General features: G+C 71.4%; 26 protein-coding genes. 9 read left to right on the top strand and 17 right to left on the bottom strand.

Annotated elements, in window-relative coordinates:
- Window position 1 precedes the first annotated feature (1 nt).
- The 3 genes from OG254_RS38425 to OG254_RS38415 form a co-directional block, all read right to left on the bottom strand.
- On the bottom strand, window positions 2-1180 hold the full coding sequence (locus OG254_RS38425; protein ID WP_405591385.1) for a cytochrome P450: 1179 nt from the start codon (window positions 1178-1180) through the stop codon (window positions 2-4).
- 44 nt (window positions 1181-1224) lie between these two features.
- Window positions 1225-1905 carry a response regulator transcription factor gene (locus tag OG254_RS38420; protein WP_351199541.1) on the bottom strand — a complete coding sequence of 227 codons (681 nt, stop codon included), beginning with the start codon at window positions 1903-1905 and terminating at the stop codon, window positions 1225-1227.
- Between the two features lie 126 nt (window positions 1906-2031).
- A complete protein-coding gene (locus OG254_RS38415; protein ID WP_405591382.1) occupies window positions 2032-3276 on the bottom strand; it encodes a sensor histidine kinase in 1245 nt (414 codons plus the stop codon).
- A gap of 178 nt (window positions 3277-3454) precedes the next feature.
- Between OG254_RS38415 and OG254_RS38410 the strand changes: the two genes are divergently transcribed.
- Window positions 3455-3655, top strand: a complete 201-nt coding sequence (locus OG254_RS38410) for a hypothetical protein (protein ID WP_405591379.1) — start codon at window positions 3455-3457, stop codon at window positions 3653-3655.
- 60 nt (window positions 3656-3715) lie between these two features.
- On the opposite strand, the gene OG254_RS38405 is transcribed toward OG254_RS38410, so the two are convergent.
- Window positions 3716-4102, bottom strand: coding sequence for a ribonuclease domain-containing protein (locus tag OG254_RS38405; protein ID WP_405591376.1), 387 nt, complete (start codon window positions 4100-4102; stop codon window positions 3716-3718).
- A gap of 153 nt (window positions 4103-4255) precedes the next feature.
- Window positions 4256-4882 carry a dihydrofolate reductase family protein gene (locus OG254_RS38400; protein WP_405591373.1) on the bottom strand — a complete coding sequence of 209 codons (627 nt, stop codon included), beginning with the start codon at window positions 4880-4882 and terminating at the stop codon, window positions 4256-4258.
- 133 nt (window positions 4883-5015) lie between these two features.
- Here OG254_RS38400 and OG254_RS38395 point away from each other — a divergent pair, with 133 nt between their 5' ends.
- Window positions 5016-5774 carry an SDR family oxidoreductase gene (locus OG254_RS38395; protein WP_405591370.1) on the top strand — a complete coding sequence of 253 codons (759 nt, stop codon included), beginning with the start codon at window positions 5016-5018 and terminating at the stop codon, window positions 5772-5774.
- A 47-nt stretch (window positions 5775-5821) separates the two neighbouring features.
- Here the strand turns inward: OG254_RS38395 and alc are convergent, their stop codons facing one another.
- Together alc and allB are read right to left on the bottom strand one after the other, a co-directional pair.
- Entirely contained in the window at window positions 5822-6961 is a 1140-nt protein-coding gene (gene alc, locus OG254_RS38390) for an allantoicase (protein WP_405595436.1), read from the bottom strand.
- 29 nt (window positions 6962-6990) lie between these two features.
- Window positions 6991-8328, bottom strand: a complete 1338-nt coding sequence (gene allB, locus OG254_RS38385) for an allantoinase AllB (RefSeq protein ID WP_405591367.1) — start codon at window positions 8326-8328, stop codon at window positions 6991-6993.
- Between the two features lie 261 nt (window positions 8329-8589).
- Here allB and OG254_RS38380 point away from each other — a divergent pair, with 261 nt between their 5' ends.
- Entirely contained in the window at window positions 8590-9387 is a 798-nt protein-coding gene (locus OG254_RS38380; RefSeq protein WP_405591364.1) for an IclR family transcriptional regulator, read from the top strand.
- Window positions 9388-9466: 79 nt separating this feature from the next.
- Here the strand turns inward: OG254_RS38380 and OG254_RS38375 are convergent, their stop codons facing one another.
- Window positions 9467-9781: a DUF5955 family protein gene (locus OG254_RS38375; RefSeq protein WP_351199559.1), complete on the bottom strand. Its 315-nt coding sequence runs from the start codon at window positions 9779-9781 to the stop codon at window positions 9467-9469.
- A gap of 187 nt (window positions 9782-9968) precedes the next feature.
- Between OG254_RS38375 and OG254_RS38370 the strand changes: the two genes are divergently transcribed.
- Entirely contained in the window at window positions 9969-10571 is a 603-nt protein-coding gene (locus tag OG254_RS38370) for an NTP transferase domain-containing protein (protein ID WP_405591362.1), read from the top strand.
- Window positions 10572-10781: 210 nt separating this feature from the next.
- Entirely contained in the window at window positions 10782-12407 is a 1626-nt protein-coding gene (gene aceB / locus OG254_RS38365) for a malate synthase A (protein WP_405591359.1), read from the top strand.
- 1 nt (window position 12408) lies between these two features.
- Here the strand turns inward: aceB and OG254_RS38360 are convergent, their stop codons facing one another.
- The 3 genes from OG254_RS38360 to OG254_RS38350 all read right to left on the bottom strand — a co-directional run bounded on the left by OG254_RS38360 (window position 12409) and on the right by OG254_RS38350 (window position 14453).
- Entirely contained in the window at window positions 12409-12690 is a 282-nt protein-coding gene (locus tag OG254_RS38360) for a SelT/SelW/SelH family protein (RefSeq protein WP_147995752.1), read from the bottom strand.
- Window positions 12687-13601 (bottom strand): HipA family kinase, encoded by a 915-nt coding sequence (locus OG254_RS38355; RefSeq protein ID WP_405591356.1) that lies wholly within the window; start codon window positions 13599-13601, stop codon window positions 12687-12689. Before OG254_RS38355 ends, OG254_RS38360 begins: the two co-directional genes overlap by 4 nt.
- Before the next feature lie 63 nt (window positions 13602-13664).
- Window positions 13665-14453 (bottom strand): alpha/beta fold hydrolase, encoded by a 789-nt coding sequence (locus OG254_RS38350; RefSeq protein WP_405591353.1) that lies wholly within the window; start codon window positions 14451-14453, stop codon window positions 13665-13667.
- A gap of 159 nt (window positions 14454-14612) precedes the next feature.
- Between OG254_RS38350 and OG254_RS38345 the strand changes: the two genes are divergently transcribed.
- The 3 genes from OG254_RS38345 to OG254_RS38335 all read left to right on the top strand — a co-directional run bounded on the left by OG254_RS38345 (window position 14613) and on the right by OG254_RS38335 (window position 17217).
- Entirely contained in the window at window positions 14613-15290 is a 678-nt protein-coding gene (locus OG254_RS38345; RefSeq protein ID WP_405591350.1) for a DUF429 domain-containing protein, read from the top strand.
- 208 nt (window positions 15291-15498) lie between these two features.
- Window positions 15499-16221 (top strand): LamG domain-containing protein, encoded by a 723-nt coding sequence (locus tag OG254_RS38340; protein WP_405595434.1) that lies wholly within the window; start codon window positions 15499-15501, stop codon window positions 16219-16221.
- Between the two features lie 528 nt (window positions 16222-16749).
- Window positions 16750-17217: a sigma-70 family RNA polymerase sigma factor gene (locus OG254_RS38335; RefSeq protein ID WP_405591348.1), complete on the top strand. Its 468-nt coding sequence runs from the start codon at window positions 16750-16752 to the stop codon at window positions 17215-17217.
- Between the two features lie 268 nt (window positions 17218-17485).
- Here the strand turns inward: OG254_RS38335 and OG254_RS38330 are convergent, their stop codons facing one another.
- Window positions 17486-18445: a hypothetical protein gene (locus tag OG254_RS38330; protein ID WP_405591345.1), complete on the bottom strand. Its 960-nt coding sequence runs from the start codon at window positions 18443-18445 to the stop codon at window positions 17486-17488.
- A 235-nt stretch (window positions 18446-18680) separates the two neighbouring features.
- Here OG254_RS38330 and OG254_RS38325 point away from each other — a divergent pair, with 235 nt between their 5' ends.
- Window positions 18681-23066: an FtsK/SpoIIIE domain-containing protein gene (locus OG254_RS38325; protein ID WP_405591342.1), complete on the top strand. Its 4386-nt coding sequence runs from the start codon at window positions 18681-18683 to the stop codon at window positions 23064-23066.
- 113 nt (window positions 23067-23179) lie between these two features.
- Here OG254_RS38325 and OG254_RS38320 read toward each other — a convergent pair whose 3' ends face one another.
- From OG254_RS38320 to OG254_RS38300, 5 genes are all read right to left on the bottom strand, one after another.
- Window positions 23180-24736, bottom strand: a complete 1557-nt coding sequence (locus tag OG254_RS38320) for a putative T7SS-secreted protein (RefSeq protein ID WP_405591339.1) — start codon at window positions 24734-24736, stop codon at window positions 23180-23182.
- 49 nt (window positions 24737-24785) lie between these two features.
- Entirely contained in the window at window positions 24786-25424 is a 639-nt protein-coding gene (locus OG254_RS38315; protein WP_405591337.1) for a hypothetical protein, read from the bottom strand.
- A gap of 31 nt (window positions 25425-25455) precedes the next feature.
- On the bottom strand, window positions 25456-25737 hold the full coding sequence (locus OG254_RS38310; RefSeq protein WP_405591334.1) for a hypothetical protein: 282 nt from the start codon (window positions 25735-25737) through the stop codon (window positions 25456-25458).
- Between the two features lie 75 nt (window positions 25738-25812).
- Window positions 25813-26115, bottom strand: a complete 303-nt coding sequence (locus tag OG254_RS38305) for a WXG100 family type VII secretion target (protein WP_405591332.1) — start codon at window positions 26113-26115, stop codon at window positions 25813-25815.
- Window positions 26116-26216: 101 nt separating this feature from the next.
- Window positions 26217-26474 (bottom strand): anti-sigma factor family protein, encoded by a 258-nt coding sequence (locus OG254_RS38300; protein ID WP_405591330.1) that lies wholly within the window; start codon window positions 26472-26474, stop codon window positions 26217-26219.
- Window positions 26475-26481 lie beyond the last annotated feature (7 nt).

Genomic DNA, 26481 nt, shown 5'->3' with positions numbered 1-26481 from the left:
GCTACCAGCGCACCGGCAGGCTCCGCATCCCGCGTATCAGCATCCCCGGCAGCCACTCCCCCGGTGGGCCGTCCAGCGCCAGGCCGGGAGCGCGTTCCAGGAGGGAGCGCAGGGCCGTGCGGGCCTCCAGGCGGGCCAAGGGAGCGCCCAGGCAGTAGTGGATGCCGTGGCCGAAGGCGAGATGGCCACGGGTGTCACGGTGGATGTCGAAGGTGTCGGAAGCGGCATAGCGACCGGTGTCCCGGTTGGCCGCCGTAAGGCCGACCAGCACCCCATCGCCCCTCGCGATGTGAGTGCCCGCGATCTCCAGGGGCTCGGCGGCATACCGGAACGTCGCCGTCTCCACCGGGCCCTCGTGGCGCAGCATCTCCTCGACGGCGCCGTCCAGAAGGGTCATGTCGGCTCGCAGGGCGGCGAGTTGGTCCGGGTGGGTGAGCAGGGCGTGGACGCCGCTGGCGATGAGGTTGACCGTCGTCTCGTGACCGGCGATCAGCAGGATGAAGGCCATGCCCCGCAGTTCGTCCGGGGAGAGCCGGTCGCCGTCCTCGGCCGTGGTGCGGATCAGGTCGCTCAGCAGGTCACCAGTGGGCCCGGCGCACCTCTTGTCCTCGATCAGTTCGGTGAAGTACGCACCGAGGCGGGTGTAGGCGTCGAGCTCACTGCCGGAGCTGGTCGGCGCGATCGCCTCCGTCGACAGCCTGCGGAACTCCACGCGGTCCAGTTCGGGTACCCCGAGCAGCTCGCAGATGACGGTGAGCGGCAGCGGGTAGGCGAGCGACTCCACGAGGTCGGCGCGGCCCTGCGGCAGCATGGCGTCGAGCAGGTCGTCGGTGATCTGCTGGATCCTCGGCCGCAGCTCCTCCACGCGGCGCATGGTGAAGGCGCGCGAGATCAGCCCGCGCAGTCGGGTGTGCTGGGGCGGATCGGTGGCCAGCAGGTTCTTCCCGATCATCTCCTCTTCGAGCGACTTCAGGCCGATCTTGGTGCCGTCCTTGGACAGCCGCTGATCGGCGAGCGCCGCGCGCGCCTCGTCATGCCCGACGACGAGCCAGACCTCGGACTGCCAGTCGGGCAGCAGAACCCGGTGGACCGGACCCCGTTCGCGCAGCCGCGCGTACACAGGATGCGGGTCCTCCCGGAACCCGTCCCCGAACTCCCCCAGATCGATCACTTCCGCCATGACGCTCCCCCTTCCGTCACACCGACAACGCGCGGGCGTCCCGACTAGTGCCCGCCGTCCTCCAGTTCCTCCAGGAGTCCCGCGTCGTACGCCAACAGAGCAATCTGCACCCGGTTGTTGAGGTCGAGCTTGGCCAGGACGCGGGAGACATGGGTCTTGACGGTGGCGACGCTCATGAACAGTTCGGCGGCGATGTCGGCGTTGGACAGGCCACGGCCCACCGCGACGGCGACCTCGCGCTCGCGGTCGTTCAGGGCGGTGAGCCGCGCGCGTGCGCGCGTGCGGCGGGTGTCGGCGGCGGAGCCGGCCGCGTGGTCCATCAACTGCCGTGTGACGGTGGGCGACAGGACCGGGTCGCCGGCCGCGACGCGGCGGACCGCGGCGACGATCTCGGCGGGCGGCGTGTCCTTGAGCACGAACCCGGCGGCGCCGGCGCGCAGGGCCCGCAGCACCTGGTCGTCGGCGTGGAAGGTGGTCAGCAGCACGACCTGCGGGGCGTCCTTCCTGCCGCGCAGCCGCTCCGTGGCGGTGAGGCCGTCGACCGACGGCATCCGGATGTCCATCAGGACCACGTCCGGCCGGGTGCGGTCGACCAGCGCCTCGACCTCCGCGCCGTCCGCCGCCTCGCCGACGATCTCGATGTCGTCGGCGCCGCCCAGCATGAAGGACAGGCCGGCCCTGACCAACGGGTCGTCGTCGACGAGGAGGAGTCTGATCGCAGTCATGTGCCTCACGTAATCACGGTTGCACGGCGTTCAGGTGCCGGACGGCGTGGAGTGCCCGATCTCCGCGGCGCACAACAGCGGGCGCCGGGGCGGCCGTTGGGTGCCATGACGCCGACCCGGCGGGCGTCACCCCCACGGCAGCCGGCCCCGCACCTCGAACCCCCCGTCCGCCGCGGGCCCGTGCTCCAGCGTTCCGCCCGTCAGCGTCGCCCGTTCCGTCAGGCCGATCAGGCCCTGTCCCGAGCCGGGAACGTGCGGTACCGGGCCCTCGGGCGCGGGGTTGTGCACCGAGACGGACAGGCCCTCGCCCGGCGCCCCGGTCACCGTCACCGTGACCTCGGTGCCGGGGGCGTGCTTGCGGGCGTTGGTGAGGCCCTCCTGGGCGATGCGGTAGGCGGTGCGCCCGACGGAGGCGGGCACGGCGCCCGGGTCGGTGACGCGCTGGTCGAGAGTGACCTTCATGCCGGCCTCGCGGGACTCGGTGACCAGCGCCTCCAGCGCCGCGAGGGTCGGCTGCGGTCGGCCGCCGTCATCGGGCTCGCCCGCCCGCAGTACGCCGATGATCTCCCGCAGGTCCTGGAGGGCCTCGTGGGCGCTCTCCCGGATCACGCCCGCCGCCCGCTGGATCTCCTCGCGGGGTGCGTCGGGCCGGAACTCCAGTGCGCCCGCGTGCACGCTGAGCAGCGTCAGCCGGTGGGCGAGGACGTCGTGCATCTCCCGGGCGATGGCCTCGCGGGCGAGCCGCTGCGCCTGCTCGGCCCGCAGCTGCGCCTCCGTCTCGGCGCGCCGGGCCCGGTCGCGCAGGCTCACCATGAGCTGGCGCTTGGACCGTGCGAGCATGCCCCAGCCGACCACCGCGGCGGTCAGCAGCGTGGCCAGGAAGACCGACCAGACGTAGGGCATGTCGGGCTCGGGGCGGATCAGGTAGTACAGCGGATTCAGCACCGCGTACGTCCCGGCCACCCAGGCCACGTACCGGAAGGGCCGGTGCACGGCCAGCGTGAACAGGGCGACCAGGCTCGCGCCGCCCGCGGTGTTGGACACGAGGGCGACCGGGACCATCGCGGCGGCGAGCCCGACCGGCCAGCGGCGGCGCAGCCACACCGCGGCGCAGGCGAGGGCGCCCACCAGCTGGTCGAAGACGGCGTAGCCGTCGGGGAGGTTCTCGTCCCTCAACGTGTCGGCGGCCAGCAGACCGATGAACACGGCCACCAGGAAGCAGGAGAAGTCGACCACCCAGTCGCGCGCGGTGCGCCGGGGCCGGCCGGAACGCGCGGGGTCGAGCTCGAACTCCTTCACCAGGGCGGAGGGCAGCAGCCAGCGCCGCCCCTCGAACGCCGGCTGTGCGAACTCCGGCTTGTCACCACTCACGGTCGACAAATCTACGCAGGGACGGGCGCCGACGCGCTTCCTTGGGCGCGATCGCCGACCAAAGTCGCGGCACCATCGACTTTGGAGGTACCAGCCCGCACGGAACGTGGACTTCCGTCGGCCATGGCTCGCCCCGCGGCGGATGGGCGTGGGGGGTCCGCGGGGCGAGAGTCATGGCATGAAGCAGTTCCTGGAGATCCTCGGATTCATCGCCCTCGTGCAGGGCATCGCCTGCCTGGTGCACGAGTTCACCGACTGGGACTGGGGTCTCGTACAGCGGATCGGGTTCCTCGACGGCTTCGAGATCTACGCGAGCATCGCCCTGATCGTGCTGGCGTTCGCGCTGTTCGCCGCCGCCGAGAGCCGGAAGTCCGGCTGAGCGCGGACCGGACTCCCGGCTGGTCGCACCGTTCCTGGGCGTCAACCTCGGCCGGCAGGCTCAGCAGCCGTAGTCGACCAGGTCGAACGACGCGTAGTGGTCGGCCGTGTAGTAGTCCTCCTGGTTCTCCTCACCGGTGACGATCCGGCGCGCGCCTCGTGTGGGGGAACCAGGCGTGATGACCGTGTACTCGTGGTAGTACCCGCTCGACTGGCTCGGCAGGATGCCTTCCCGGTTCTGGAAGACGGTGCCGTCCTGGTCGTAGGGGAAGGGACCGCCCTGCTCGATCAGGTCGAGCGTGTCGTGGGCCTGGGAGGGCAGGTCGCCGTAGCAGATGCTGCCCACGGCCGCGGCGGCCGGAGTGGCGGTGACGGTGCCGCCGACGAGGAGGGCGGACAGGACGGCGGCTGCAGCGCCGATGCGAGTGATTCGTGGGGGGAATCTCATGGCTTCATGATGACGCGCGTAGACACTGGCATGTCAATGTCAAGGTGGCAGAATTTCCCTTCGAGTCCGATGAGTTTTCGGGAAGTTAACGTGCGCCCCCGCGCTCTCACCCGATCTCCATGAAGGCCGTGCGAGAGCGCCGCGCTGGGTGCCTCACGCGTTCTCGGGGAGCTCGTACGTGCCGTACTCGGGGCGGCCCGCCAGCTCGTAGGAGTTGATGGCGACTCCGGTGCTCGTGCTGCTGCCTCCGGCGTGCTTGAAGGCGGTGGGCACGGCTCCCTCCGTGAACAGCCGATGGCCCGAGCCGAGCACGACCGGGAAGGTCAGCAGGTGGAGGGTGTCCACGAGGCCGAGCGCCAGCAGCGACCTGACGAGGGCGCCGCTGCCGTGCACCTGGAGCTCACCGTCGGTGCGCTCCTTGAGGGCGGTGACCTCCTTGCCGAGATCGCCGCTGACGACGGTGGTGCCGGCCCACGCGGGGTCGGTCAGCGTCGAGGAGGCGACGTACTTCGGGAGCGCGTTGAGCTTGGACGCGACCGGGTCGGCGGGGTCGGTCACCTTCGGCCAGAAGGACGCGAAGATGTCGTACGTACGGCGTCCCAGGAGGAAGGCGGCCGGGCGCTGGAAGACGCCGTTCATGAACTGCCCGAAGTCGTCGTCGGCGTACGGAAAGCTCCAGCCGCCGTGCTCGAAGCCGCCGCGGGTGTCCTCCTCCCGGCCGCCGGGCGCCTGGTAGACGCCGTCGAGGGTGACGAAGAGGGTGGAAACGAGCTTGCCCATGGGAGTGCCTCTTTTCCGGGGTGGGGCCTGCTGTCATCAGCTCAGACCCCACGGGCACCCGCAACTCATCGGTGCTGACCTCGGTGTCCGTTCGCCGCCAGCACCTCGGCCCGCGCGGCGCTGGGATGGACGCATGACAACCACTACGACAACCACTCACGGATCCCTGCAGGACAAGGTGGCCCTGGTCACGGGCGGCAGCCGCGGCATCGGCGCGGCCACGGCCCTGCGGCTGGCGCGGGAGGGCGCGGACGTCGCCGTGACGTACGTGCACGGCAAGGAGGCGGCCGAGGAGGTCGTACGGGCCGTTCAGGCACTGGGCCGGCGGGCCGTGGCCCTGCGGGCGGACGCCGGCGACGCGGCTCAGGCGCAGGGCGCGGTGGGGCGTACGGCCGAGGCGCTCGGGGGCCTGGACATCCTGGTGAACAACGCCGGCGTCGGTGTGCTGGGCCCGCTGGGGGGCATGTCGCTCGCCGATGTGGACCGGGTCCTCGCGGTGAACGTCCGGGGCGTCCTCCTGGCATCCCGGGCCGCGGCCGCCCGCATGGGCGCCGGAGGCAGGATCATCACGATCGGCAGCTGCATGGCACAGCGCGTGCCGGGCCCCGGCGGAACGCTCTACGCGACCAGCAAGTCGGCCCTGATCGGCCTGACGAAAGCACTGGCGCGCGAGCTCGGCCCGCGCGGGATCACGGCGAACATCGTCCACCCGGGCCCCATCGACACGGACATGAACCCGGCGCAGGGCCCGTACGCGTCCGACCAGGCGGCCATGACCGCACTGGGACGCTTCGGCACGGCCGACGAAGTGGCCTCCACCGTCGCCTACCTGGCCGCCGCGGACTACGTCACCGGCACGGAGTTCGCCGTGGACGGCGGCCACGCGGCGTGATTGACGTGGGGCGCACCGGTGCTGTCGGGCCGGTACGCCCCACGGGTTCAGCCGCCCAGCTCCTGGTGGCGTGCCGCCAGGGCTGCCGTGCCCTGCTCCGTCAGTGAGCCGTGCAGACGCAGGCGGGAGATGCCGCCGTCCGGGAAGATGTCCACGCGTGCGTGCGTGCCGACGGCCGGGGTCGGCAGGACGAAGCGGTGGTTGGTGTCGGGCTGGAGGCGGGTACGGGGAAGGATCTCCGTCCACTCGCCGTCCTCGCCGTCCTTCACCGACACCGACGCCCAGCCCGCGCTGTTGCCCTTCAGGTAGGCCGTGTCGATCTCGACCGCCCGGATCACGGACTGCGCCACCAGCTGGTAGCGGATCCAGTCGTTGCCCTGGTCGCGGCGCCGGCGGGTCTCCCAGCCGTCGTCCATCTTGCGCGAGCGGCCCGGCTGGATGGTGTTCGTGGCCGGCGAGTAGAAGAGGTCGGAGGCGTCCTCGACCTGGCCGCCGTTCTCCAGGGCGACCACGTCGAAGGTGCCGAGCACCGACAGCCACGCGGGGTCGGGTACGACCTCGCCGTGCACGCGCAGGCGCGCGATGCCGCCGTCGGGGTGCTGGTTGACCCGCAGATGGGTGAAGCGCTGCTCGGCCGAGACGGCGAAACCGTTCGCCGCGTGGCCGCCGATCGACGTGCGCGGGACCAGCGTCGTCCACTTGACGTCGTCGCCGAGCAGTTCCTGAGGGGACGGCGAACCCGGTATCGACGTGCCCTCGACGGACACCGCCTGCGGGTAGTTGCCGCGGAAGTGGGCCGTGTCGACGACGATGCCGCGGATCACGCCGGGCGCGCCGAGACGCACCAGCGCCCAGTCGTGGTCCTCGGCCGTCGGCCACGGGTGCCCGGCGGACGCACCGCGCCGGCGCCGGGTCTCCCAGCCGTCCATGATCTTGCCCTTGTGCCCGAAGTGCTCGGGGTCGAACTCGGCACGCTCGGGCACCAGCAGGTTCTCGCGCTGGGCGAAGAACTCGTCGTTGGCGGCGATGACTCCGGCACCCAGCCGGCGGTCGGCGAGGTTGGCGTACTGGGTGAACGGGAAGTCGGCGGTGCGGTAGTCCGCGTACGGGTCGCCGCCGCCGTAGGGGTTCGCGTCGCCGGTGAAGCTTGCCGAACCGGATTGATGCTGCGCCGTCACGGTGATCAGGTCTGCCTTTCGAGGTCGGTGGGTGGGATTCAGCTGGTCCGGGTGAGGAGTCGCCCCTTCGGGTCGGTGAACTCTCCGTCCGCGACGATGCGTTCGCCGCGCAGCCAGGTGGACTTCACGACGCCGTACAGGGTCTTGCCCGCGTACGCCGTCACTCGGTTGCGGTGCTGGAGGGCGGCCGGGTCCACGGTGAAGGTCTCGTCGGGCGCGAGGACGGCGAAGTCGGCGTCACGGCCGGCCTCGATGGCGCCCTTCTGATCCAGTCCAACGAGCTGCGCCGTGCGCGCGGACATCCAGCGGACCACGTCCTCCAGACCGTGTCCGCGCCTGCGCGCCTCGGTCCACACGGCGGCCAGGCTGAGCTGGAGTCCGGAGATGCCGCCCCAGGCGGTGGCGAAGTCGCCGGTCTTCAGGTCGGCCGTGGAGGGCGAGTGGTCGGTCACCACGCAGTCGATCGTGCCGTCGGCCAGCGCCTGCCACAGCAGGTCCTGGTTCGCGGACTCGCGGATCGGTGGGCAGCACTTGAACTCGCTGGCGCCGTCCGGGACTTCCTCGGCGGTCAGGGTGAGGTAGTGCGGGCAGGTCTCGACGGTGAGCCGCACACCCTCCCGCTTGGCCTCGGCGATCAGCGGCAGTGCGTCGCTGGAGGACAGGTGAAGAACGTGCACGCGCGCGTGGAGCCGCTTCGCCTGGGCGATCAGCTGGGCGATCGCCGTGTCCTCCGCGTCGCGCGGGCGCGAGGCGAGGAAGTCGGCGTACTTGGGGCCGCCCTGCTGCGGGGCGGCGTCCAGGTGGTGCGGGTCCTCGGCGTGCACGATCAGCAGGCCGCCGAAGGAGGCTATCTCCGCCAGGGACTGGGCGAGTTGGTCCTGGTTCAGGTGCGGGAACTCGTCCACGCCGGACGGCGACAGGAAGGCCTTGAAGCCGAAGACGCCGGCCTCGTGAAGCGGGCGCAGGTCCTTGACGTTGTCGGGCAGGGCGCCGCCCCAGAAGCCGACGTCGATGTGCGCCTTGTCGGCGGCGACCTCCTGCTTGGTGCGGAGGTTGTCGACCGTCGTGGTCGGCGGGAGGGCGTTGAGCGGCATGTCGACGAGGGTGGTGATGCCGCCGGCGGCCGCGGCGCGGGTGGCGGTCCAAAAGCCCTCCCACTCGGTGCGGCCGGGGTCGTTGACGTGCACGTGCGTGTCGACCAGGCCGGGCAGCAGGACGTCGTCGCCGAGGTCCACCAGCCGGGCGCCGGACGGGACTTCGGCGTCGTGGCCGAGTACGGCCGTGATCTTGCCGGCGGCGACGGCGACCGAGGCGGCGCGCGTCCCTTCCGGAGTGATGACGCGCGTCGAGCGCAGCACCAGTTCAGCGTCGGACACCCGGACCCCTCTCTGCCGCACCTCCGCGTCACGGAGACTTCCGCGAAACGGAATTCAACTTTCTGTTGAAGGAGTCTTCACTCCCGTTCCGGCGCCGTCAAGGGCACACTTCTCCACAGTGCACCCGTGCGACACTCTCTGGACGTTTCCACAAAGCGGAATTACAATTCCATCAAGCAGAACGTAGCTATGCACAAACAGGGAGTCAACCGACCCACGGGTAGGCTTCTGCCCTCCCACCGGTCCCGAAAGGAACGCGCCGTGCCGACGTCCAGCGCCAGCACCACCGACTCCGCCAAGTCCAACGGTGGCGGAGTCCAGTCCCTCGAGCGCGCCTTCGACCTGCTGGAGCGGATGGCCGATGCGGGCGGCGAGGTCGGCCTGAGCGAGCTCTCCGCGAGCAGCGGGCTGCCGCTGCCCACCATCCACCGCCTCATGCGGACGCTGGTGGCCTGCGGATACGTACGCCAGCAGCCCAACCGCCGCTACGCCCTCGGCCCGCGCCTGATCCGCCTCGGCGAGTCCTCCGCCCGGCTGCTGGGCACCTGGGCCCGCCCCTACCTCGCCCGGCTGGTCGAGGAGACCGGCGAGACGGCGAACATGGCACTGCTCGACGGCGACGAGATCGTCTACGTCGCCCAGGTGCCGTCCAAGCACTCCATGCGCATGTTCACCGAGGTCGGCCGCCGGGTGCTGCCGCACTCCACCGGCGTCGGCAAGGCGCTGCTCGCCTCCTTCCCGCCGGAGGAGGTACGCGCGCTGCTGTCCCGCACCGGGATGCCCGCCGCCACGGAGAAGACGATCACCACCGCGGACGGCTTCCTCGCGGCACTGGAGGACGTGCGCCTTCAGGGTTACGCCGTCGACGACAACGAACAGGAGATCGGCGTCCGCTGCCTCGCGGTCCCGGTGCCCGACTCCCCGACCCCGGCGGCCGTCTCGATCTCCGGCCCGGCCGGCCGGGTCACCGAGGCGGCCACGGACAAGATCGTGCCGGTGCTCCAGCAGGTCGCGCTGGAACTGTCGCAGGCACTGGCCAGCTCGGGGCCGGCCGCCTGAATCCCACCTGCGAGGACATGCAGAGCGGCGGCTACGACGTGGCCGTCGCGATCTGAGCGACCGCCGCCCCGAGCGGGGCTCAGCGGCGCGGGTGTTCCCCGAACAGCTCCACCGCGTCCCGCACCTGGGACAGTCCTCGGGACAACGCGCTGACGGATCCGATCGCGCCGGCGACCAGCAGTAACGAGCGGCGCAGGCGCGGGACTTCGGGGCGGCCGCTGACCGTCATCGCGGCCAGCGCGGCCAGTTCGTCCTCGGCGATCGCCCGGTCCCGGAACTCGCCCGGGTGCGCGGCGAGTTCGCGGCGCAGACGGGACACCGCCGTCCGCAGTTCCGCCACCCTAGGGTCCTCGTCGCTGCCCGTCACCGACCTCTGCCCCAAGCTCCGCAACAAAGCTCTCCCCCCTCGCACGCCGTAGTGCGCCAGTGGTCTCGCTTCCCCCGTCGAGCCCCCCTGGCGGTGGTCGGGCGCCGGGGACGCGGGTCAGTAAACGCCACCCATGCCGGGGGCGCCACCGTACGGACCGAAATTCAGCCCAACGAAGCCCGGCCCGCCCGCGGGCGTCAGGTATGCAGGACGTATGACCGATAAGGAAGCCTCGCCGGTCGCCGGACTCCTCCTCGCCGCCGGCGGTGGGCGCAGGCTGGGCGGCCGGCCCAAGGCCCTGCTCCGGCACCGCGGCCGGCCACTGGTGGAGTACGCGGCCGGGGTGCTGCGCGCGGCCGGCTGTGCCCGCGTCCACGTGGTGCTGGGCGCCGGCGCCGATGCCGTACGGGAGCAGGCGGAGCTCGGCACTTGTGTCCTGGTGGAGAACCCGGACTGGGCCGACGGAATGGGCTCGTCGCTGCGGGCCGGGCTCGACTCGCTCGCCGGGACGCGGGCGCGGGCGGCGCTCGTCTCGCTCGTCGACCAGCCCGGCATCGGGCCGGAGGCGGTCGCGCGCGTGCTGGCCGCCTACGAGGACGAGACCTCGCTCGCCTCGGCCGCCTACGCCGGGGTACGCGGGCATCCCGTCCTGTTCGGCGCCGCCCACTGGGCGGGCATCGCGGCGTCCGCGACCGGCGACCGGGGCGCACGCGCCTACCTGAAGCAGCACGAGGAGGCGGTCCGGCTCGTCGAGTGCGGGGATGTGGCACAGCCCTACGACATCGACACGGTGGCCGATCTCGCCCACCTTGAGTGAAAGTGGTGGCACCCAGAGCCACCTTCCCTCGACTCAGAGAATCTCGACATCAACAAACCATTGAACTTCCACCATGAGGAAACTAGTATCCACTGTTCAGAAGCGCCCGACTGCTCCACGGGCGCCGCTCGTGGTATCCGGGAACACTGGCACCGGGTGCCAGAAGCTCGACAGCTCGTCCACGTAGCTCGCTGAAGGAAGTGACAGCTCATGTCCGCACCAGCGCCGTCCCCGCTGGCCATCGTCGACGCCGAGCCCCTGCCCCGGCAGGAGGAGGTCCTTAACGACGCGGCCCTCGCCTTCGTGGCCGAGCTGCACCGCCGGTTCACGCCCAGGCGTGACGAACTCCTCGCCCGTCGAGCCGCGCGCCGCGCCGAGATCGCCCGCACCTCCACGCTCGACTTCCTCCCGGAGACCGCAGCGATCCGCGCGGACGACTCCTGGCAGGTGGCCCCGTGCCCGCCCGCGCTTCAGGACCGCCGCGTCGAGATCACCGGCCCCACCGACCGCAAGATGACCATCAACGCCCTCAACTCGGGCGCGCGGATCTGGCTCGCCGACTTCGAGGACGCCTCGGCGCCCACCTGGGAGAACGTGATCCTTGGCCAGGTGAACATGGCCGACGCGTACAGCCGGAACATCGACTTCACGGACGAGCGCACCGGCAAGTCCTACGCCCTGCGGCCGAACGAGGAGCTGGCGACGGTCGTCATGCGCCCCCGCGGCTGGCACCTGAACGAGCGCCACCTCCTCGACGCGGACGGCACCCCGGTCCCCGGCGCGCTGGTCGACTTCGGCCTGTACTTCTTCCACAACGCCCAGCGCCTCATCGAGCTCGGCAAGGGCCCGTACTTCTACCTCCCGAAGACGGAGTCGCACCTGGAGGCCCGCCTCTGGAACGAGGTGTTCGTCTTCGCGCAGGACTACGTCGGCATCCCGCAGGGCACCATCCGCGCGACCGTCCTGATCGAGACGATCACGGCGGCGTACGAGATGGAGGAGATCCTCTACGAACTGCGCGACCACGCCTCCGGGTTGAACGCCGGCCGCTGGGACTACCTGTTCTCCATCGTGAAGAACTTCCGTGACGGCGGAGCCAAGTTCGTCCTGCCGGACCGCAACGCGGTCACGATGACGGCCCCCTTCATGCGCGCGTACACCGAACTCCTCGTCCGCAGCTGCCACAAGCGCGGCGCGCACGCGATCGGCGGCATGGCGGCGTTCATCCCGTCCCGCCGCGACGCCGAGGTCAACAAGGTGGCCTTCGAGAAGGTCCGCGCGGACAAGGACCGCGAGGCCGGCGACGGCTTCGACGGCTCCTGGGTGGCCCACCCCGACCTGGTCCCGATCGCCATGGAGTCCTTCGACAAGGTCCTCGGCGACAAGCCGAACCAGAAGGACCGGCTGCGCGAGGACGTCCACGTCGAGGCGGCCGACCTGATCGCCGTCGACTCCCTGGACGCCAAGCCGACGTACCCGGGCCTGGTCAACGCCGTCCAGGTCGGCATCCGCTACATCGAGGCCTGGCTGCGCGGCCTCGGCGCGGTCGCCATCTTCAACCTCATGGAGGACGCGGCCACCGCCGAGATCTCCCGCTCCCAGATCTGGCAGTGGATCAACGCGGGCGTCGAGTTCGAGAACGGCGAGAAGGCCACGCCCGAGCTGGCCCGCAAGGTCGCCGCCGAGGAACTGGCGAACATCCGCGCCGAGATCGGCGAGGAGGCCTTCGCGGCCGGCCACTGGCAGCAGGCCCACGACCTGCTCCTGGAGGTCTCCCTCGACGAGGACTACGCCGACTTCCTGACCCTGCCGGCGTACGAGCAGCTCAGGGGCTGACCTACTCCTGCGCAGGCTTGTCCGAGTGGCCCAGGGACTTCCCCGGGGCCACTCGGTCGCGTACGGCCTGCTTCACCGCCGTCGGCTCCGGGAAGCCCTGGTCGCGGCGGTCCCAGACCACCTCGTCGTCGACACGGACGACGAAGACGCCGCCCTTGCCCGGCTTCAGCGCCAGCTCGGACAGCTCCGCCTCGAAGGTGGTGAGCAGTTCCTGCGCCAGCCAGGCCGCGCGGGGCAGCCACCTGCACTGGGTGCAGTACTCGATCTCGACACGGCCACTCATCCGAGGTGCACCGACCAATCCTGTTCCGCGGCCGGTTTTCCGTGCAGGTCGGGGACCTGCTTCAGCCACTTCGGCCGGCCCTGCTGTGACTTCGCCGCCCGCTGGGCCTCCTCGGCGGCGAGTTCCTCCCGGGTGGGGAAGTCGGTGGGGAGCCAGGACGCCGAGGCCCGCACGCGCGCGTGGAGGTAGCCGACGTACGCCTGACGGGCCTGCTCGGCGGTGGCGAAGCCGGGCTCGTCCAGCAGCCAGGCGTCCGGGACCTCGGCCGTGATCGCGCGCAGCAGCTCTTCGGTGACCTTGGGCGCGAGTTCCGCGTCTGCGGCGCGCAGGTCGGGGCCGTAGTGGCCGAGGGCGTGATGGCGGAAGTCGTAGGCCTTCGCGGGGTCGGAGGTGTCCCAGCGGTGGTGGAAGACGAGGGCGGCGCCGTGGTCGATCAGCCAGAGCCGCGGGGGCACGGTGCCGAAGGTGGGCCAGACCATCAGGTTGGAGCTGTGCACCGTGCGGTCGACGTTGACGGTGAGCGCGTCGAGCCAGATGATCCGGCCGGCCTCCAGCGGATCGACCGTGAAGTGCTGGGCGACCTCGGGCGTGAAGTCCTTGGCGCCCGGCAGATAGTCCATGCCGAGGTTGACCCCCGCGCTGGCGTTGTGCAGCTCCCGCACTTCCTGGTGGGGCTCGTCCGAGGCGATCGCCGGGTCGAAGTGCACCAGCACCAGCTCGGGGAAGCGCAGCCCGAGCGCACGCGCCAGCTCCCCGACGATCACCTCGGCGACCAGCGCCTTGCGGCCCTGCGCGGAGCCGGTGAACTTCACGACATAGGTGCCCAGATCGTCGGCCTCGACGACTCCGGGGACGGAGCCGCCGGAGTGCAGCGGTGCGATGTAACGGGTTGCGGTGACTTCGGTCAGCATCTTCCCAGGCCATCCAGCCGACATGAAGGGAACATAGTAACCGGGCGTGAGGGAATCCGTCGGTCAGCTGCTGTCGGCCGCCTCCAGGATCAGGTCGGTGACGGCGTCGGGGTGGGTGACGATCGACAGATGGCTGGTGGGGAGTTCGACGGTCCGGGCTCGCATGCGCATGGCCAGGAAGCGCTGGAGGTCGGGGGACGTCGTTCGGTCCTGGGCGGACACGGCGTACCAGGAGGGCTTGTGGCGCCAGGCTGCCGTCGTGGTCGTCGAGGTGGGGAAGAGTGAGGCCGCGACGGGGCCCTGGGCGGCGTGGAGAGCGAGGGCTCGGGGGCGCGGGACACCGCCCGCGAAGTCCCGGAGGAAGCCCTTCTTGGTGAGGTGTTTGAAGCCGCCGGACTCGACCAGTTCGGCGTTGGCGGGCGGGGTGGGGAACCTCGCGGCCAGGGCCGTGTAGTCCTCTCCGGCGTCGGGGGCGCGGGCGGCGATGTACACGAGGCCGTTGACGTTCAGCGCGAGACCGGCCTGGGAGATGACGGTGCCGCCCCAGGAGTGGGCCGCCAGGATCGTCGGACCGTCCTGGAGGGCGAGGGCACGCTCCGTCGCGGCGACGTCGTCGGCCAGTGAGGTCAGCGGGTTCTGTACGGAGGTCACGTTCATGCCGGCCGACTGGAGGCGCTCGATCACCTCGGACCAGCATGAGCCGTCGGCGTACGCGCCGTGCACCAGGACGACGTTGCGCACCGCCGGGGGCTCGGACCGACGCTGCGGCGCCGCGGTCGCTTCAGCCGCCGCCAAGGAGGACGACGCACCGGCCGCCACGATGGAGCCGGTGAAGGTTCGTCGGGTGATCATCTGTGCTGCTTTCGGTGGGGGGTTGGGGTACAGATCGGTGCTTGCGACACCGGCCCGGGGGCCTTATGGAGCAAGACGTCAACACGCCGTCAAGTGGTTCACCGTGACCGCCCTCGCCGATGCTTGAGTCCTGCGAGAGCCGAGTGAGAGGCGGGCGAGATGGACGTCCTGGGGGTCGACGCCTGTGGCAAGCAGGGGTGGGTGGGGATCAGGGTCACGGACGGGGCGTACGCCGGCAGTCTGGTCGACGTCCGGCTCGATGCGTTGATCCGGCGTGCCGCCGGGGTCGAGGTCATCGCGGTGGACATGCCGCTGGGCCTGGTCGAGAGGGGCTGGCGCGCCGCGGATCTCGGGGCGCGGGCGCTGCTCGGGGTGCGGCGCAGCAGTGTCTTCCTCGTGGCGCCACGGCAGGCGTGGCGGGAATCGGGGTACGAGGCCGCCGGTGACCGGTGCCATGAGCTCACCGGGCAGCGGCTGAGCCGGCAGGCATGGGCGCTGGCTCCGAAGCTGCTCGAGGCCCGGGAGTGCTGGCTCGCCGACGAGCGGATCCACGAGGTGCACCCCGAGATTTCCTTCCGCGCCCTGGCCGGCGGGGTGCCGCTGGAGTACGCGAAGAAGACCTGGCGCGGCCAGAACGCGCGCCGCGCCCTGCTCGCCGCGGCCGGACTCGTGGTGCCGGACGAGCTCGGTGAGGCGGATCGCGTACCTGCCGACGACGTGCTCGACGCCGCCGCGGCGGCCTGGTCGGCACACCGGATCGCGCTGGGGATCTCGGACCGGATTCCCGAGGCGCCGGAGCTGGACGCGGAAGGCCGCGTCGTCGAGATCCGATACTGATGACCCGTCACATCCCGCGGTGAACCGGATGCTCCCGGCGTCCGTCAGCCAACGCACGCACCGTGCGATGCGCTGACACACGCGGGAGGAACCGATGACGCAGGGCGGGCCGAACACCCGTAACGGGTTTATGAGGCGGGAGTCAACACACGTACGAAGGTGGTCACTTGTCACCCTGATCGTCGCCCTGGCCGGCGCTCTGACCTTGGTGCTGATCAACCTCGACAGTGGGGGCGACGCCAAGCCGGCGGCGGCCGCCACGCCGCAGGGCGACGGGAAGACGAACGACGCCAAGGACAAGGACCAGGGCAAGGGCAAGGGCTGGTGGCCCACCGACGACGAAGGCGGGAAGACCGCCGAGGACCGGGCCGGTTCACACCCCGCACAGTTCCAAGGCGGCGTCAGCTGGATCACGGCGCCGGACGGGCGGGCGCTGCTGTTCGACGGCCGGACGGGGTTCCTGGACGCCGGCGCCCCGATCCTCGACACCGCCACCAAGGACTACTCGGTGGCCGCGCGGGTCCGTCTCGACGACAAGGGCTTCCGTACAGCCGTCTCCCAGGACAGCGCTGAGGCCAGCACCTTCTATCTGCAGTACTCCGGCGAGGACGACCGCTTCGCCTTCAGCTTCTTCAACGCCCGTGCCGTGGCGGCCGATGCCGGCCCCGCCGAGCTGGGCCGCTGGTACCACCTGGCGGGCACCTACTCGCAGGCCGACCGCACGCTGCGGATCTACGTGGACGGAAAGCCGGCCGGCTCCGCCGTGGCCCTGAACGAGCAGCGGACGGACGGCAACCTGATCATCGGCCGGGGCAAGTCGTTCGGCAAGGAGGCCGACTTCTGGGCCGGCGCGATCGCCGATGTGCACGTCTTCCAACGGGCCCTCGCCCCGGCCGAGGTCGCCTCCCTGGCGGCCGAGGAACCACAGTGACCGCAATGTGAATGTCATCGAGTCGGGCAGTGAACGGGCATGCGGGCGCGGCGTTTCGGGCGCCCGTCCGCGCCGTTCGCTGCCCGCGACGGCGCCTGACCTGGTGAGGCGGAGTCCGCGCGGTCGGGCGAACTCGGGCCAATTGCATACAGCGCCGGGCTCGTTCGGCCGGTCGACCTGGCGCTACAAAAGGCACAGGGAGTGCCGCAGAGGATCCCTGTGGCACGGGAGCCCGCCGGTGCGATACCGGGCGCCGCTCGACCGGGTGCATGGCACCGGACGTCCGCATTCCACGCGTACCCACGCTCGCGAACACGCACAAGGACAGGCCCAGGGAGCCGTACGACGGCACCGCAGCGCGCATGTGTCCGTCGCCGCCGCGACCACAACGGCATATCAAGGCACACAACGGAGGGGAGCGCCTTGCTCGATCTAATGCCGCCCCAAGATCGGGGCGCATGCCCGCCCCGTGCCCCGGAACCGACCGACGAGTTCCTCAAGGCGCTCCACGACCGGCACGGGTCGGTCATGCTGCGTTTCGCCGCCCGGCTGACCGGCGGCGACTGGCATCGCGCCGAGGACATCTGGCAGGAGGCGACGATCCGCGCGTGGCAGCACGCGAACGAACTCGACCCCACCGCCGAGGCGTTACGCCCCTGGCTCTTCGCGGTGATCCGCAACCTCGTCATCGACGGCTACCGCGTACGCCAGGCCCGGCCGCCCGAGGAGGGCGAGCCGAGCCCGTGGAGCCTGCCGGTCTCCGACCGGGTCGACCAGTCGCTGACCCGGCAGGTGGTGATCGAGGCGCTGCGGGAGCTGTCCCCGATGCACCGGGAGGTACTGCTGCACGTCCACTACATGGGCCGCAGCGTCAGCGAGACGGCGCGGCTGCTGGGAGTTCCGCCCGGAACGGTCAAGTCCCGTACGTACTATGCGATTCGGGCCCTGCGGGAAGGGCTGCGTGAACGCGGTCTGACGACCGCCGCCGAGGGCTGACCGCCCGGCCCGAGCGGGGTGACGGCCCGTCCGCCGTCTCCGCCGCCCCTAGGGCCTGTCCGGCGGATCATGCCGGCGTCGCGGGGCATGGCACGCCCTCCCCCAGAGGGGGTACCCCCAGCCGCGTTGTCGTCACTCGCCGACGCTCCGCGTCGACTCCCTCCTCCGCCTTGCAGCTGGACGCACCATGCCCCGCTCACCTGCGTTGATGAGATGCCGTTCCGTGCAGCCGGCCTGATCCGCCGGACAGGCCCTAGGCCCGCCCCCCTCAGTCGAGCCGCCCCGCGTGCGCGGTCACCCGCAGCCCCAGCGGTCCGGTGTCGACGGAACCGTCGATGTCGACGGTGAACCGTACGCCGAAGTCGGCGGCGTCACCCAGCACGAGCAGCGCGTCCGACGGATACAGCGACCTGACTCCGGCCTGCTCGTCCAGGTACTGGGCCACGTCCATCACGAACAGCCGCGGCGCCCGCCCCTGCACCCCGACCGGCCGATCGCCCTCGATCAGCCGGAACACCTGGGTCACCTGCGGATCGTCGTCCGCGGTCACCACCGGGTGGACGGAGGTGTACTCGGCGTCGCCCAAGGCCTCCTCCAGCGTGGCCGCCGTCCGCAGCCGAGCCGACTGCAGGCCGAGCCCGGCCGTCATCCCGGCCGTGGCCACCGAGCCCACCAGGGTCACATTGGCGTGCCGCCCGACCGGCCCGGTGATCAGCTCGGACAGCATGGCCCGCACCAACTCCCGTACTCCGCCCGGGTCCCCGGTCACCGCGACGGCCGTCCCGGCCCGCGACAGGTCCACCAGGATCCGCTCCCCGTCGTGCAGCCCCAGCGTCACCGCCAGGGCGTACGGCTGGGACGGCGCGGGCGGCTCGTGCGGCGGGTACGTGGTGATCACGTCGGAGCTCAAGTGCCACTCCCCGCCGTCCTCGTCGGCCGTCCACCCGCCCGGCGCCGCCCGGTCGGCCCCGGCCAGGCGCAGCGCTAGCCGGTCCCCGGAGTAGGCCAGGGCGTACACGTCGGGCATCGGCCGGGCGACGCGTTCGCAGTCCGCGGCCAGCCGGCGCAGGCCCAGGTCGATGGTGTCGAGCGCCTCACGGCCCGTCACATCCGCGGAGGGCGCGCGGCGTGGGGCCGGGCGGGGCCGGATCTCGGTGACGACGAGTACGGCGATGGCGCCGACCAGGGCCACGCCGATCACGACGGCGAGTACTGCGGTAAGGGACATGCGACCACCTCGTCAGGTCACAGAGCGGTGCCGGGACAGCGGGCACTACGGGCCTCGCCTCCGGATGGTTCACCGGGGGGCGGCGAAATCGCGCGCGGCTGTCGTGAACCGGTTTCGGCGCGCTCCCGTAGGCCCGTTGAGCGCTCGCCCAGGGTCTGTCCGCGACGCCGACATGATCGACCGGACCCGGCCCTGGCCTGCTCTCCCCGTCGTCGTGCCGAGCCAGGAGGACTCCGTGCCGTTGATTCTCACCGTGGTCGCCGAGCGGGGTGACCGTTTCGACGTCCACCTCGACGCCGACCCCGACACACCGGTCGGTGCCGTCGCGCAAGCGCTCGCCGAGACCGTGGGTGCCCCCCTGCCCCTGGACGGCTCGGGCCTCTACGTCGACGGCGCCCAGTTGCCCCAGGACCTGCCGCTGCGTCAGGCGCCGCTGCGGGACGCCGCCGTCGTGGGCCTCGGCCGGCCCGTCGCCGCCGCACAGGGCGAGCCCACGGGGCTGGTGGAGATACGAGTGGTCGGTGGGCCCGGCTCCGGCGCCGTGCACCGCCTCGACATGGGCGACTACCGCATCGGCCTGTCCTCGGCCGACGTCCCGCAGGTCGCGCGCGGTGGCATCGAGCGGACGTACGCCGCACTGCGCGTCGGACCCGGCGGCCGTACCGCTGTGCTGCCGCTGGCCGAGGAGCACGGCATGCGCATGGACCGGGAGGACGTGGACGGCGAAACGGAGTGGCCCAAGGGTGGCCAACTTCGCCTGGCCGACTGCCTGTTGGAGCTCGTCGCGCCCGAACCCCCGGACGCCGCCGTGCAGCCCTCCGAGGACGGCACCGGCCTCGACTACAACCGGCCCCCGCGCCTGCTGCCGCCCGAGGCGCAGACCAACTTCCGGCTGCCGTCGCCGCCCGTCCCGCCCGCCCGGCGCCCGCTGCCGTACTTCGCCGCACTGCTGCCGCTCGTGATGGCGGTCGCCGGCGTGATCATCTTCGACCGGATCACCCTGCTGCTCTTCGGGCTGCTGTCCCCCGTCGCGGTCGTCGGCAACTACATCATGAGCCGGCGCTCCGGCAAGGAGACCTACGCCGAGGCCAAGCAGAAGTACGAGGAGAAGAAGGAGCGGATCTCCGCGGACGCGGACAAGGCATTGGTCGTCGAACGCACCGCCCGCAGACGCGGCTTCCCCGACCCCGCCGCCGTCCTGCTGACCGCCGTCGGCCCCCGCCGCAGGCTGTGGGAGCGGCGGCAGAGCGACACCGACTTCCTCGAACTGCGCGTCGGCACCGCCGACCAGCCCTCCGCGGTCGTCCTGGAGGACCCCACCAAGGACGAGCACCGCCGCCGGGACTCCCGGACCGCCTACGACGTCCCCGTCACGGTCCCGCTGCGCGAGCACAAGGTCCTCGGCATCGCGGGACCCGGCGACGCCGTACGGTCGGTCACCCGCTGGGTGGTCGCCCAGGCGGCCGTCCTGCACAGCCCCAAGGACCTGCACCTGTACGTGCTCAGCACCGGTCAGAGCGGCGAACGCGAGTGGACCTGGATCCGCTGGCTGCCGCACGTCCGGCAGACCTCCGGCGACATCCTCGCCACCATCGGTACGGACACCGAGAGTTCGGCGCGCCGCGTCGCCGAACTGACCGGCATCATCGCGCAGCGCGCGGCCGCCGTCCGCGAGCACAAGACGCTGCGGCAGCCCGACATCCTGGTGGTCCTGGACGGCGCCCGCCGGCTGCGTTCCCTTCCCGGCGTCGTCCAGATCCTGCGCGACGGGCCCGCCGTCGGCGTGCACGCGGTGTGCGTCGACACCGAGGAGCGGCTGCTGCCCGAGGAGTGCCAGGCCGTCGTCGTCGAGGAGCCGGGGGGAACGCTGCGCGTCGGTCTCTCCCGCTCCGGCACCCTGCACGGCGTAAGGGCGGACCTCGTGTCCTCCGACTGGTGCCGCTCGGCGGCCCGCGCCCTCGGCCCGCTGCGCGACTCCGGCGGCGCGGAGGACGAAGGCGCCGTCCTGCCGAACTCGGCGCGGCTGCTCGACGTCCTCCTCCTCGACCCGCCCACCCCCGACGCCGTCGCCGCCCGCTGGAAGGCCGGCGGCCGCACCACTTCGGCCGTCGTCGGCGTCTCCCTCGACGGTCCGCTCGCCCTGGACCTGCGCCGCGACGGCCCGCACGGACTGGTCGCCGGCACCACCGGCTCCGGCAAGTCGGAACTCCTGCAGACCGTCGTGGCCTCGCTGGCCGTGGCCAACCGGCCGGACGCCATGACGTTCGTCCTCGTCGACTACAAGGGCGGCTCCGCCTTCAAGGACTGTGTCGACCTGCCGCACACCGTCGGCATGGTCACCGACCTCGACGCCCACCTCGTGGAGCGCGCACTGGTGTCGCTGTCCGCCGAGCTCAAGCGCCGCGAGCACATCCTGGCCGCCGCCGGGGCCAAGGACATCGAGGACTACATCGACCTGCTGCGCCGTGAGCCCGACGCGGGCCGCGACCCGATGCCCCGGCTCCTCATCGTCATCGACGAGTTCGCCTCGATGGCCCGGGAACTGCCCGACTTCGTCAAGGGCCTGGTCAACATCGCCCAGCGCGGACGCTCCCTCGGCATCCATCTGATCCTGGCCACCCAGCGGCCCGGCGGCGTGATCTCCCCCGAGATCCGCGCCAACACCAACCTGCGCATCGCGCTGCGCGTCACCGACGCCAGCGAGAGCCAGGACGTCATCACCTCCCCCGAGGCGTCGGCCATCTCGAAGAACGCTCCGGGACGGGCCTACGTCCGCCTCGGGCAGACCTCGCTGGTCCCGTTCCAGGCGGGACGCGTCGGCGGGCGGCGACCGGGGGCCGTCGCCGGCTCGGTGCCCACCCCGTGGGTCGTACCGCTCGGCTGGGACCAGCTCGGCACCCCGCTGCCGGAGCGGCCCCGGCCCGCGCAGAGCGCCCAGGACGACGCCGTCACCGATCTGCACGACCTGGTCCACGCCATCCGCGGCGCCAACCAGGACCTCAACATCGCACCCCAGCACAGCCCCTGGCTCGCCCCGCTGTCCACGAGCCTCCAACTCGACGACATCACCCACGTCGGCCTGAGCACCTACGACCTCGCGCCGACGCCGTACGCCATGATCGACCTGCCCGCCGACCAGGCGCAGCGCCCGCTCGCCCTGGACTTCGCGACGCTCGGGCATCTGCACATCATCGGCTCGCCCCGGGCGGGCCGCTCCACGGCGCTGCGGACCATCGCGGGCTCCGTCGCCCGCAAGCACTCCTCGGCCGACGTGCACCTGTACGGCATCGACTGCGGCAACGGCGCGCTGCTGCCCCTGGAGTCGCTGCCGCACTGCGGGGCCGTGGTCCAGCGCACCCAGCCGGAGCGGGTCGCCCGCCTCGTCACCCGGCTCACCCAGGAAGTGACCCGGCGCCAGGAGCTCCTGGCATCCCGGGGTGCGGCCGATCTGCCCGAGCTGCGCAGGTCCCTGCCCGCGGGCGAGCGGCCCGCACATGTGCTGGTGCTGCTCGATCGCTGGGAGGTGTTCGAGAAGACCCTCGGCGAGTACGACGCGGGGAATCTGCTCGGCGGCATGCTCGCGTTGATGCGGGACGGGGCCGGCGTCGGGGTGCACCTGGTGATCGCCGGGGACCGTGCCCTGTTCTCCACGCGGCTCGCCTCCACCACCGAGGACAAGCTGGTGCTGCGGCTCAACGAGAAGACCGACTACGCCATGATCGGCATCCAGTCCCGCAACGTACCGGAGGACATTCCCGCGGGCCGGGCGATGCGGGCGACGGACAAGGCCGAGGTGCAGTTCGCGCTGCTCGGGCCCGACGAGAGCGGCCAGGGGCAGGCCGGGGCACTCCTGGAGATCGGGACGCGGTGCCGGGAGCGGGATGCCCAAGTACCTGCCGCCGCAGGGCCGTTCAGGGTCGATGTGCTGCCCGACCGGATCTCCTACGACGAGACGGCCGCGTATCTGCCCGCCGAGCGGCCGGGGCCGCGGTGGGCACTGGTCGGGATCGGCGGTGACGAACTCACCGGAATCGGAGTCGACTTGGGGCTGACGCCGACCTTCGTCGTGGGCGGACCACAGCGCTCCGGGCGCAGCACCGTGCTGCTCACGATGGCGCAGTCGCTGCTCGACGCCGGTACGCCGGTCGTGGCCGGCGCGCCGCGGCGCTCGCCGCTGCGGGATCTCGCCGGGCGGCCCGGAGTGCTCGCCGTGTTCGCCGAGCCCGACATCGAACACACGGCGCTGGAGGAGGTGTTGGCGCAGGCTCCGGACGGCGCGGTCGTCATCCTGGACGACGCCGATCTGATCCTGAAGGTCAACGCGGAGGCCGTCCTCAACCGCATCGCCCGCTCGGGCGCGGAGACCGGGCACGCCCTGGTCATCGCGGGCCAGGTGGACCGGCTGTCGTCCGGGTTCTCGGGTTGGCCCTCGGACGCCCGCCGCAACCGGCAGGGCCTTCTGCTGAGCCCGCAGACGGTCGCGGACGGCGATCTGATCGGCATCAAGGTGCAGCGCAGTCGGCTCGGCGGCGGCAAGGCCGGACGCGGCATGTTGCATCTGGGAGACGGACTGATCCGGACGGTGCAGGTGCCGCACACCGTGGTGGCCGCCGACGAGTGAGCCGACCGCACAGCAGCGAGGGCTCCCCACCGGGCGGTGACGGTGGGGAGCCCTCTGGGTGTGGCACCTGCAGGGGAGTCAGGTGCCGGCTGTCCCGCGTTCGCAGGACCGTCTCAGGTGCTGCCGTCGGCCTTGACGTCGGTGTTGCCGACCAGCGGATAGCCGTGCGCCACGGCTCCGGGCGCTTTCCCGTCGGTGGCGATCGGCGCGTAGATGGCGCCGCCGAACGCGGTGCCCGCGCCGATGGCGCCGGGGATGTCGCTGCGGATGCCGTTGCCCATGTTCTGGAAGTACTGCCCGATGGTGAACGGGTTGCTGGGCAGGACCGGAGGCTGGTCGTACGGCGTCGGGTTCGTGGGCCTGGGCGGCAGCGAACTTCCACCGCTTCCCCCGCTGCCGCCACTTCCACCGCTGCCGCCGCTGCCGCCGCTGCTGCCGCTCGGCGTGGGGCTTGGCGGCGGTGACTCCTCCGGGATGGGGCTGAGCGGCCGCCCCGTGGACGGCGGCGGCGTCGCCCCGCTGCCGCCCGAACCGCTGCTGCTGCCCGAACCGCTGGGGCTCGGCGGCTGGTCGTACGGCGTCGGGTTGTTCGGCCTGGGCGGCATCGAGTCCAGGTCGTCCGCCGACGACGACCCGCTGCTGCCCGAACTCCCGGGCCTGGGCGGCTGGTTGTACGGCGTCGGATTGTTCGGCCTCGGAGGCAGGTTCTGCAGCTCGATGTCGTCCGCCGTGCTCGACGCGGAACTGCCACTGCCGCCGCCCCTGGCACCGCCCCCGACACCCTTGAGCGCGCCGGCGACGCCCTTGATGACGGAGAACCCGCCGAAGGCGCCGCCCACCACGCCGAGGACGATGCCGACGACATCCCAGTCGCCGGTCTTCACGCCTCTGGCGATGTTGATGCCGAGCGGTACGAGCCCGAAGACGAAGCTGGCGGCGCCCAGGACAAGCGCCAAAGGTTGCAGCCCGGGAATGAAGCCGATGATGAACGAGATCACGCCCAGGAAGGCGCTGATGATCCCGAACGCCGAGCCGATCTGGTCCCAGAGCTTGTCCCAGAAGTTCTTGCCCTCGACGGCCTGGTCCCCGGCCGAACCCATCGCGGTGGCAGCGACCTTGGCGTCGGTCTCTCTCAACTCCCGTGCGTCCAGGGCCAGTCGCTTGGCCGCGTCCAGATCCGCCTGGGCCGTCGACACGGCCGCGTTGGCGTCGCTCACATCCGAGGTGGCGTTCTGAACCGCCGTGTCGTCCGGTTTCTCGGCACCCTTCGCCGTGTCGAGGGCGGCCTCGGCGGTGTTCGCCGTGGCCTGCGCGGCCTCCAGGGCGGTCTTGGCCTCTCTGCCGTCCCTGAGCGCCCGGTCCGCCCGCTCCTGATGGTCTTCGAGCTGGGGAACGTACGTCGAGATGGCCGACGCCGCCGCCTCGTAGGAGTCCCGCAGCACCGCCACCTGATCGGGGAGGTCGTCGAGCACCTCCTTGAGCTTCTGCATCGACTGTCCCTTGCCGAGATCCTGGCTCTCGATCCGCGAGATGACGGAGAACGCGGACTCCGCGTCGTCGGACACCCTCTGGTACTGGCGCACGAGTTCGCGCAGTACATCGGGGTCGCCCGGGGTCGGATCCTCGCTGAGATCGAGGACCTCCCACTCGATCACCGGGGGCCGAGGCATCGCACCGCCCTCCCTCTCTGTCGGTCGTGCATGGTCGGGGCCGGCATGGTCAGGGCTGGAAACGCAGCGTTCCGCTGACGGCGTCGAACACGTCGAAGAACGCGTCGACCAGGCTCAGGTTGGGGGTGGCACAGGTGATGACCAGCAGGTCCCGGCTGTGCGGCACGGGGACCGCCGTGTGCATCAGCGCGGTGCGGACCGTGCCGCGGCCGTAGTAGTCGATGTCCTCGATCTGGGTGACGCGCCCGACGGTGCCGAGTCCGGGCACCTCGATGAGCTCCGCCGTGTTCGCCGAAGTCCCGCGTCCCAGTGGGTTCTTGGCGTTCTCCAGGGCGACCGGGAGGAGCAGCTCCGCGAGATCGGACGAGTGCCCCTCGGGCGGGCTGACGCGCATCACGACCACGTTCGCGGTCAGCGACTCGTCGCGGTCGGTGAAGGCGATCATCCCCGCGATCTGGAGCGCACCGCGCGCATGGGCCGCGCGTGCGCGCGACCGGGCGTCGCGTACGGCCGCGTCGAGCCGGGCGCGATCCACCTGCATGCCCTTGACCTGTTCCGCGACGGCACGTCGGATGGCGGCGTCCCGCGTGCTCGGATCCAGGTCGAGCTTCCACCAGGAGTCGGGGTAGCGGACGGTGAAGTGCCGGGGCGCCGCGGCGGGCGACGCCTTGACGGCCGTATCTGTCATGCGGGGTGTGTCCCTCCGTGGGTACCCGGGCCTACAGGTCGGCGGTTATGTCCGTGTCGGTCTTCTCGAAGTTGTCGACGATGCCCTGGGTGGCTTCCTTGTAGGTGTCGACGTTGTCCTGGACCGTCTCGTGGCCCGACTTCCAGGCGCCGTCGAAGCTGCTGACCGCGCTGATGAGCTCCCCGTCGCCGACGTCCTCCTCGGTACCGGCGCGTTCGAGGCCGGTCTTCTCCTCGATACGCGCACGGATCTCGGCGAGCCTGGTGATGGTGTCCTTGAGCTCTTCCACCGGAATGTGGATGCTGTCTGCCATGCCTGTTCTCCACAGGGCCTAGGGGAGAGGCCGGGTTCCGGACATCGGCGTTCCGCAACCCGGCCGGCGGAAGTGTCAGCCGATCCCGGAGCTCGTCTGCTGGTCGGTGTCGACGAACGCCTGGGCGACCTGCTTGAGGAACTCGCTGACCTGCTCCAGGTCGCCGATCCCCTTGTCGAGTCCGTTCTTGAAGTCCTCCCAGTAGGGCGCGAACTTCTCCCGGGATCCGGGCGTCGCGTAGGCCGCCTCGACGACTTCGTTCATCTTCGTGTTGGCATCGGTGAGCGCCTGCTGCATCTGCTCACGCTGGTTCGACAGCCACGCCGCCGCCGCCTGGATCTCTTCCGGTTCGACGTTGATTCCGCCAGGACCCGGCATGTTGGTTCCCTCCGTAGCCAGCTGGGACAGCGACGGACATCCATGCCGTCGCATCCGGGGCCTACGGGAGTTACGCGGAATCGGTTCACGGGTCCGGCGCGTCAACCGCGCGCGGGACCGCCCGACTCGTCGTGACGGAGGGCGCCTTCGAGCCCTTCGAGCCCTTCGGCCAGATCGGCCGCGGTGGCGAGGGAGAGCAAGGCGGGGGTGTCGGACAGCTCCAGGAAGACCGTCCGGCAGCGCTCGCAGACGTCGAGGTGGGCGGTGACCTGCCGGTCCTCCTCGGCGGTGAGCGCGCCGAGCACGTACGCCCCGAGCAGCAGCTCGACGTGGGCGTCGCCGCTGGTTGGCACAGTCATGCAGGTC

The sequence above is a fragment of the Streptomyces sp. NBC_01092 genome (assembly GCF_045039535.1).
GTDB lineage: Bacteria > Actinomycetota > Actinomycetes > Streptomycetales > Streptomycetaceae > Streptomyces.
Note: the sequence above shows the minus strand (reverse complement) of the source record. Positions and strands in the feature narration are given on the sequence as shown.

Coding starts and splice junctions, on each gene's coding strand:
- OG254_RS38425 (WP_405591385.1), bottom strand. CDS start 1,180: ATGGCGGAAGTGATCGATCTGGGGGAGTTCGGGGACGGGTTCCGGGAG.
- OG254_RS38420 (WP_351199541.1), bottom strand. CDS start 1,905: ATGACTGCGATCAGACTCCTCCTCGTCGACGACGACCCGTTGGTCAGG.
- OG254_RS38410 (WP_405591379.1), top strand. CDS start 3,455: ATGAAGCAGTTCCTGGAGATCCTCGGATTCATCGCCCTCGTGCAGGGC.
- OG254_RS38405 (WP_405591376.1), bottom strand. CDS start 4,102: ATGAGATTCCCCCCACGAATCACTCGCATCGGCGCTGCAGCCGCCGTC.
- OG254_RS38400 (WP_405591373.1), bottom strand. CDS start 4,882: ATGGGCAAGCTCGTTTCCACCCTCTTCGTCACCCTCGACGGCGTCTAC.
- OG254_RS38395 (WP_405591370.1), top strand. CDS start 5,016: ATGACAACCACTACGACAACCACTCACGGATCCCTGCAGGACAAGGTG.
- OG254_RS38370 (WP_405591362.1), top strand. CDS start 9,969: ATGACCGATAAGGAAGCCTCGCCGGTCGCCGGACTCCTCCTCGCCGCC.
- aceB (WP_405591359.1), top strand. CDS start 10,782: ATGTCCGCACCAGCGCCGTCCCCGCTGGCCATCGTCGACGCCGAGCCC.
- OG254_RS38360 (WP_147995752.1), bottom strand. CDS start 12,690: ATGAGTGGCCGTGTCGAGATCGAGTACTGCACCCAGTGCAGGTGGCTG.
- OG254_RS38355 (WP_405591356.1), bottom strand. CDS start 13,601: ATGCTGACCGAAGTCACCGCAACCCGTTACATCGCACCGCTGCACTCC.
- OG254_RS38350 (WP_405591353.1), bottom strand. CDS start 14,453: ATGATCACCCGACGAACCTTCACCGGCTCCATCGTGGCGGCCGGTGCG.
- OG254_RS38345 (WP_405591350.1), top strand. CDS start 14,613: ATGGACGTCCTGGGGGTCGACGCCTGTGGCAAGCAGGGGTGGGTGGGG.
- OG254_RS38335 (WP_405591348.1), top strand. CDS start 16,750: ATGCTGCGTTTCGCCGCCCGGCTGACCGGCGGCGACTGGCATCGCGCC.
- OG254_RS38330 (WP_405591345.1), bottom strand. CDS start 18,445: ATGTCCCTTACCGCAGTACTCGCCGTCGTGATCGGCGTGGCCCTGGTC.
- OG254_RS38320 (WP_405591339.1), bottom strand. CDS start 24,736: ATGCCTCGGCCCCCGGTGATCGAGTGGGAGGTCCTCGATCTCAGCGAG.
- OG254_RS38315 (WP_405591337.1), bottom strand. CDS start 25,424: ATGACAGATACGGCCGTCAAGGCGTCGCCCGCCGCGGCGCCCCGGCAC.
- OG254_RS38310 (WP_405591334.1), bottom strand. CDS start 25,737: ATGGCAGACAGCATCCACATTCCGGTGGAAGAGCTCAAGGACACCATC.
- OG254_RS38305 (WP_405591332.1), bottom strand. CDS start 26,115: ATGCCGGGTCCTGGCGGAATCAACGTCGAACCGGAAGAGATCCAGGCG.
- OG254_RS38300 (WP_405591330.1), bottom strand. CDS start 26,474: ATGACTGTGCCAACCAGCGGCGACGCCCACGTCGAGCTGCTGCTCGGG.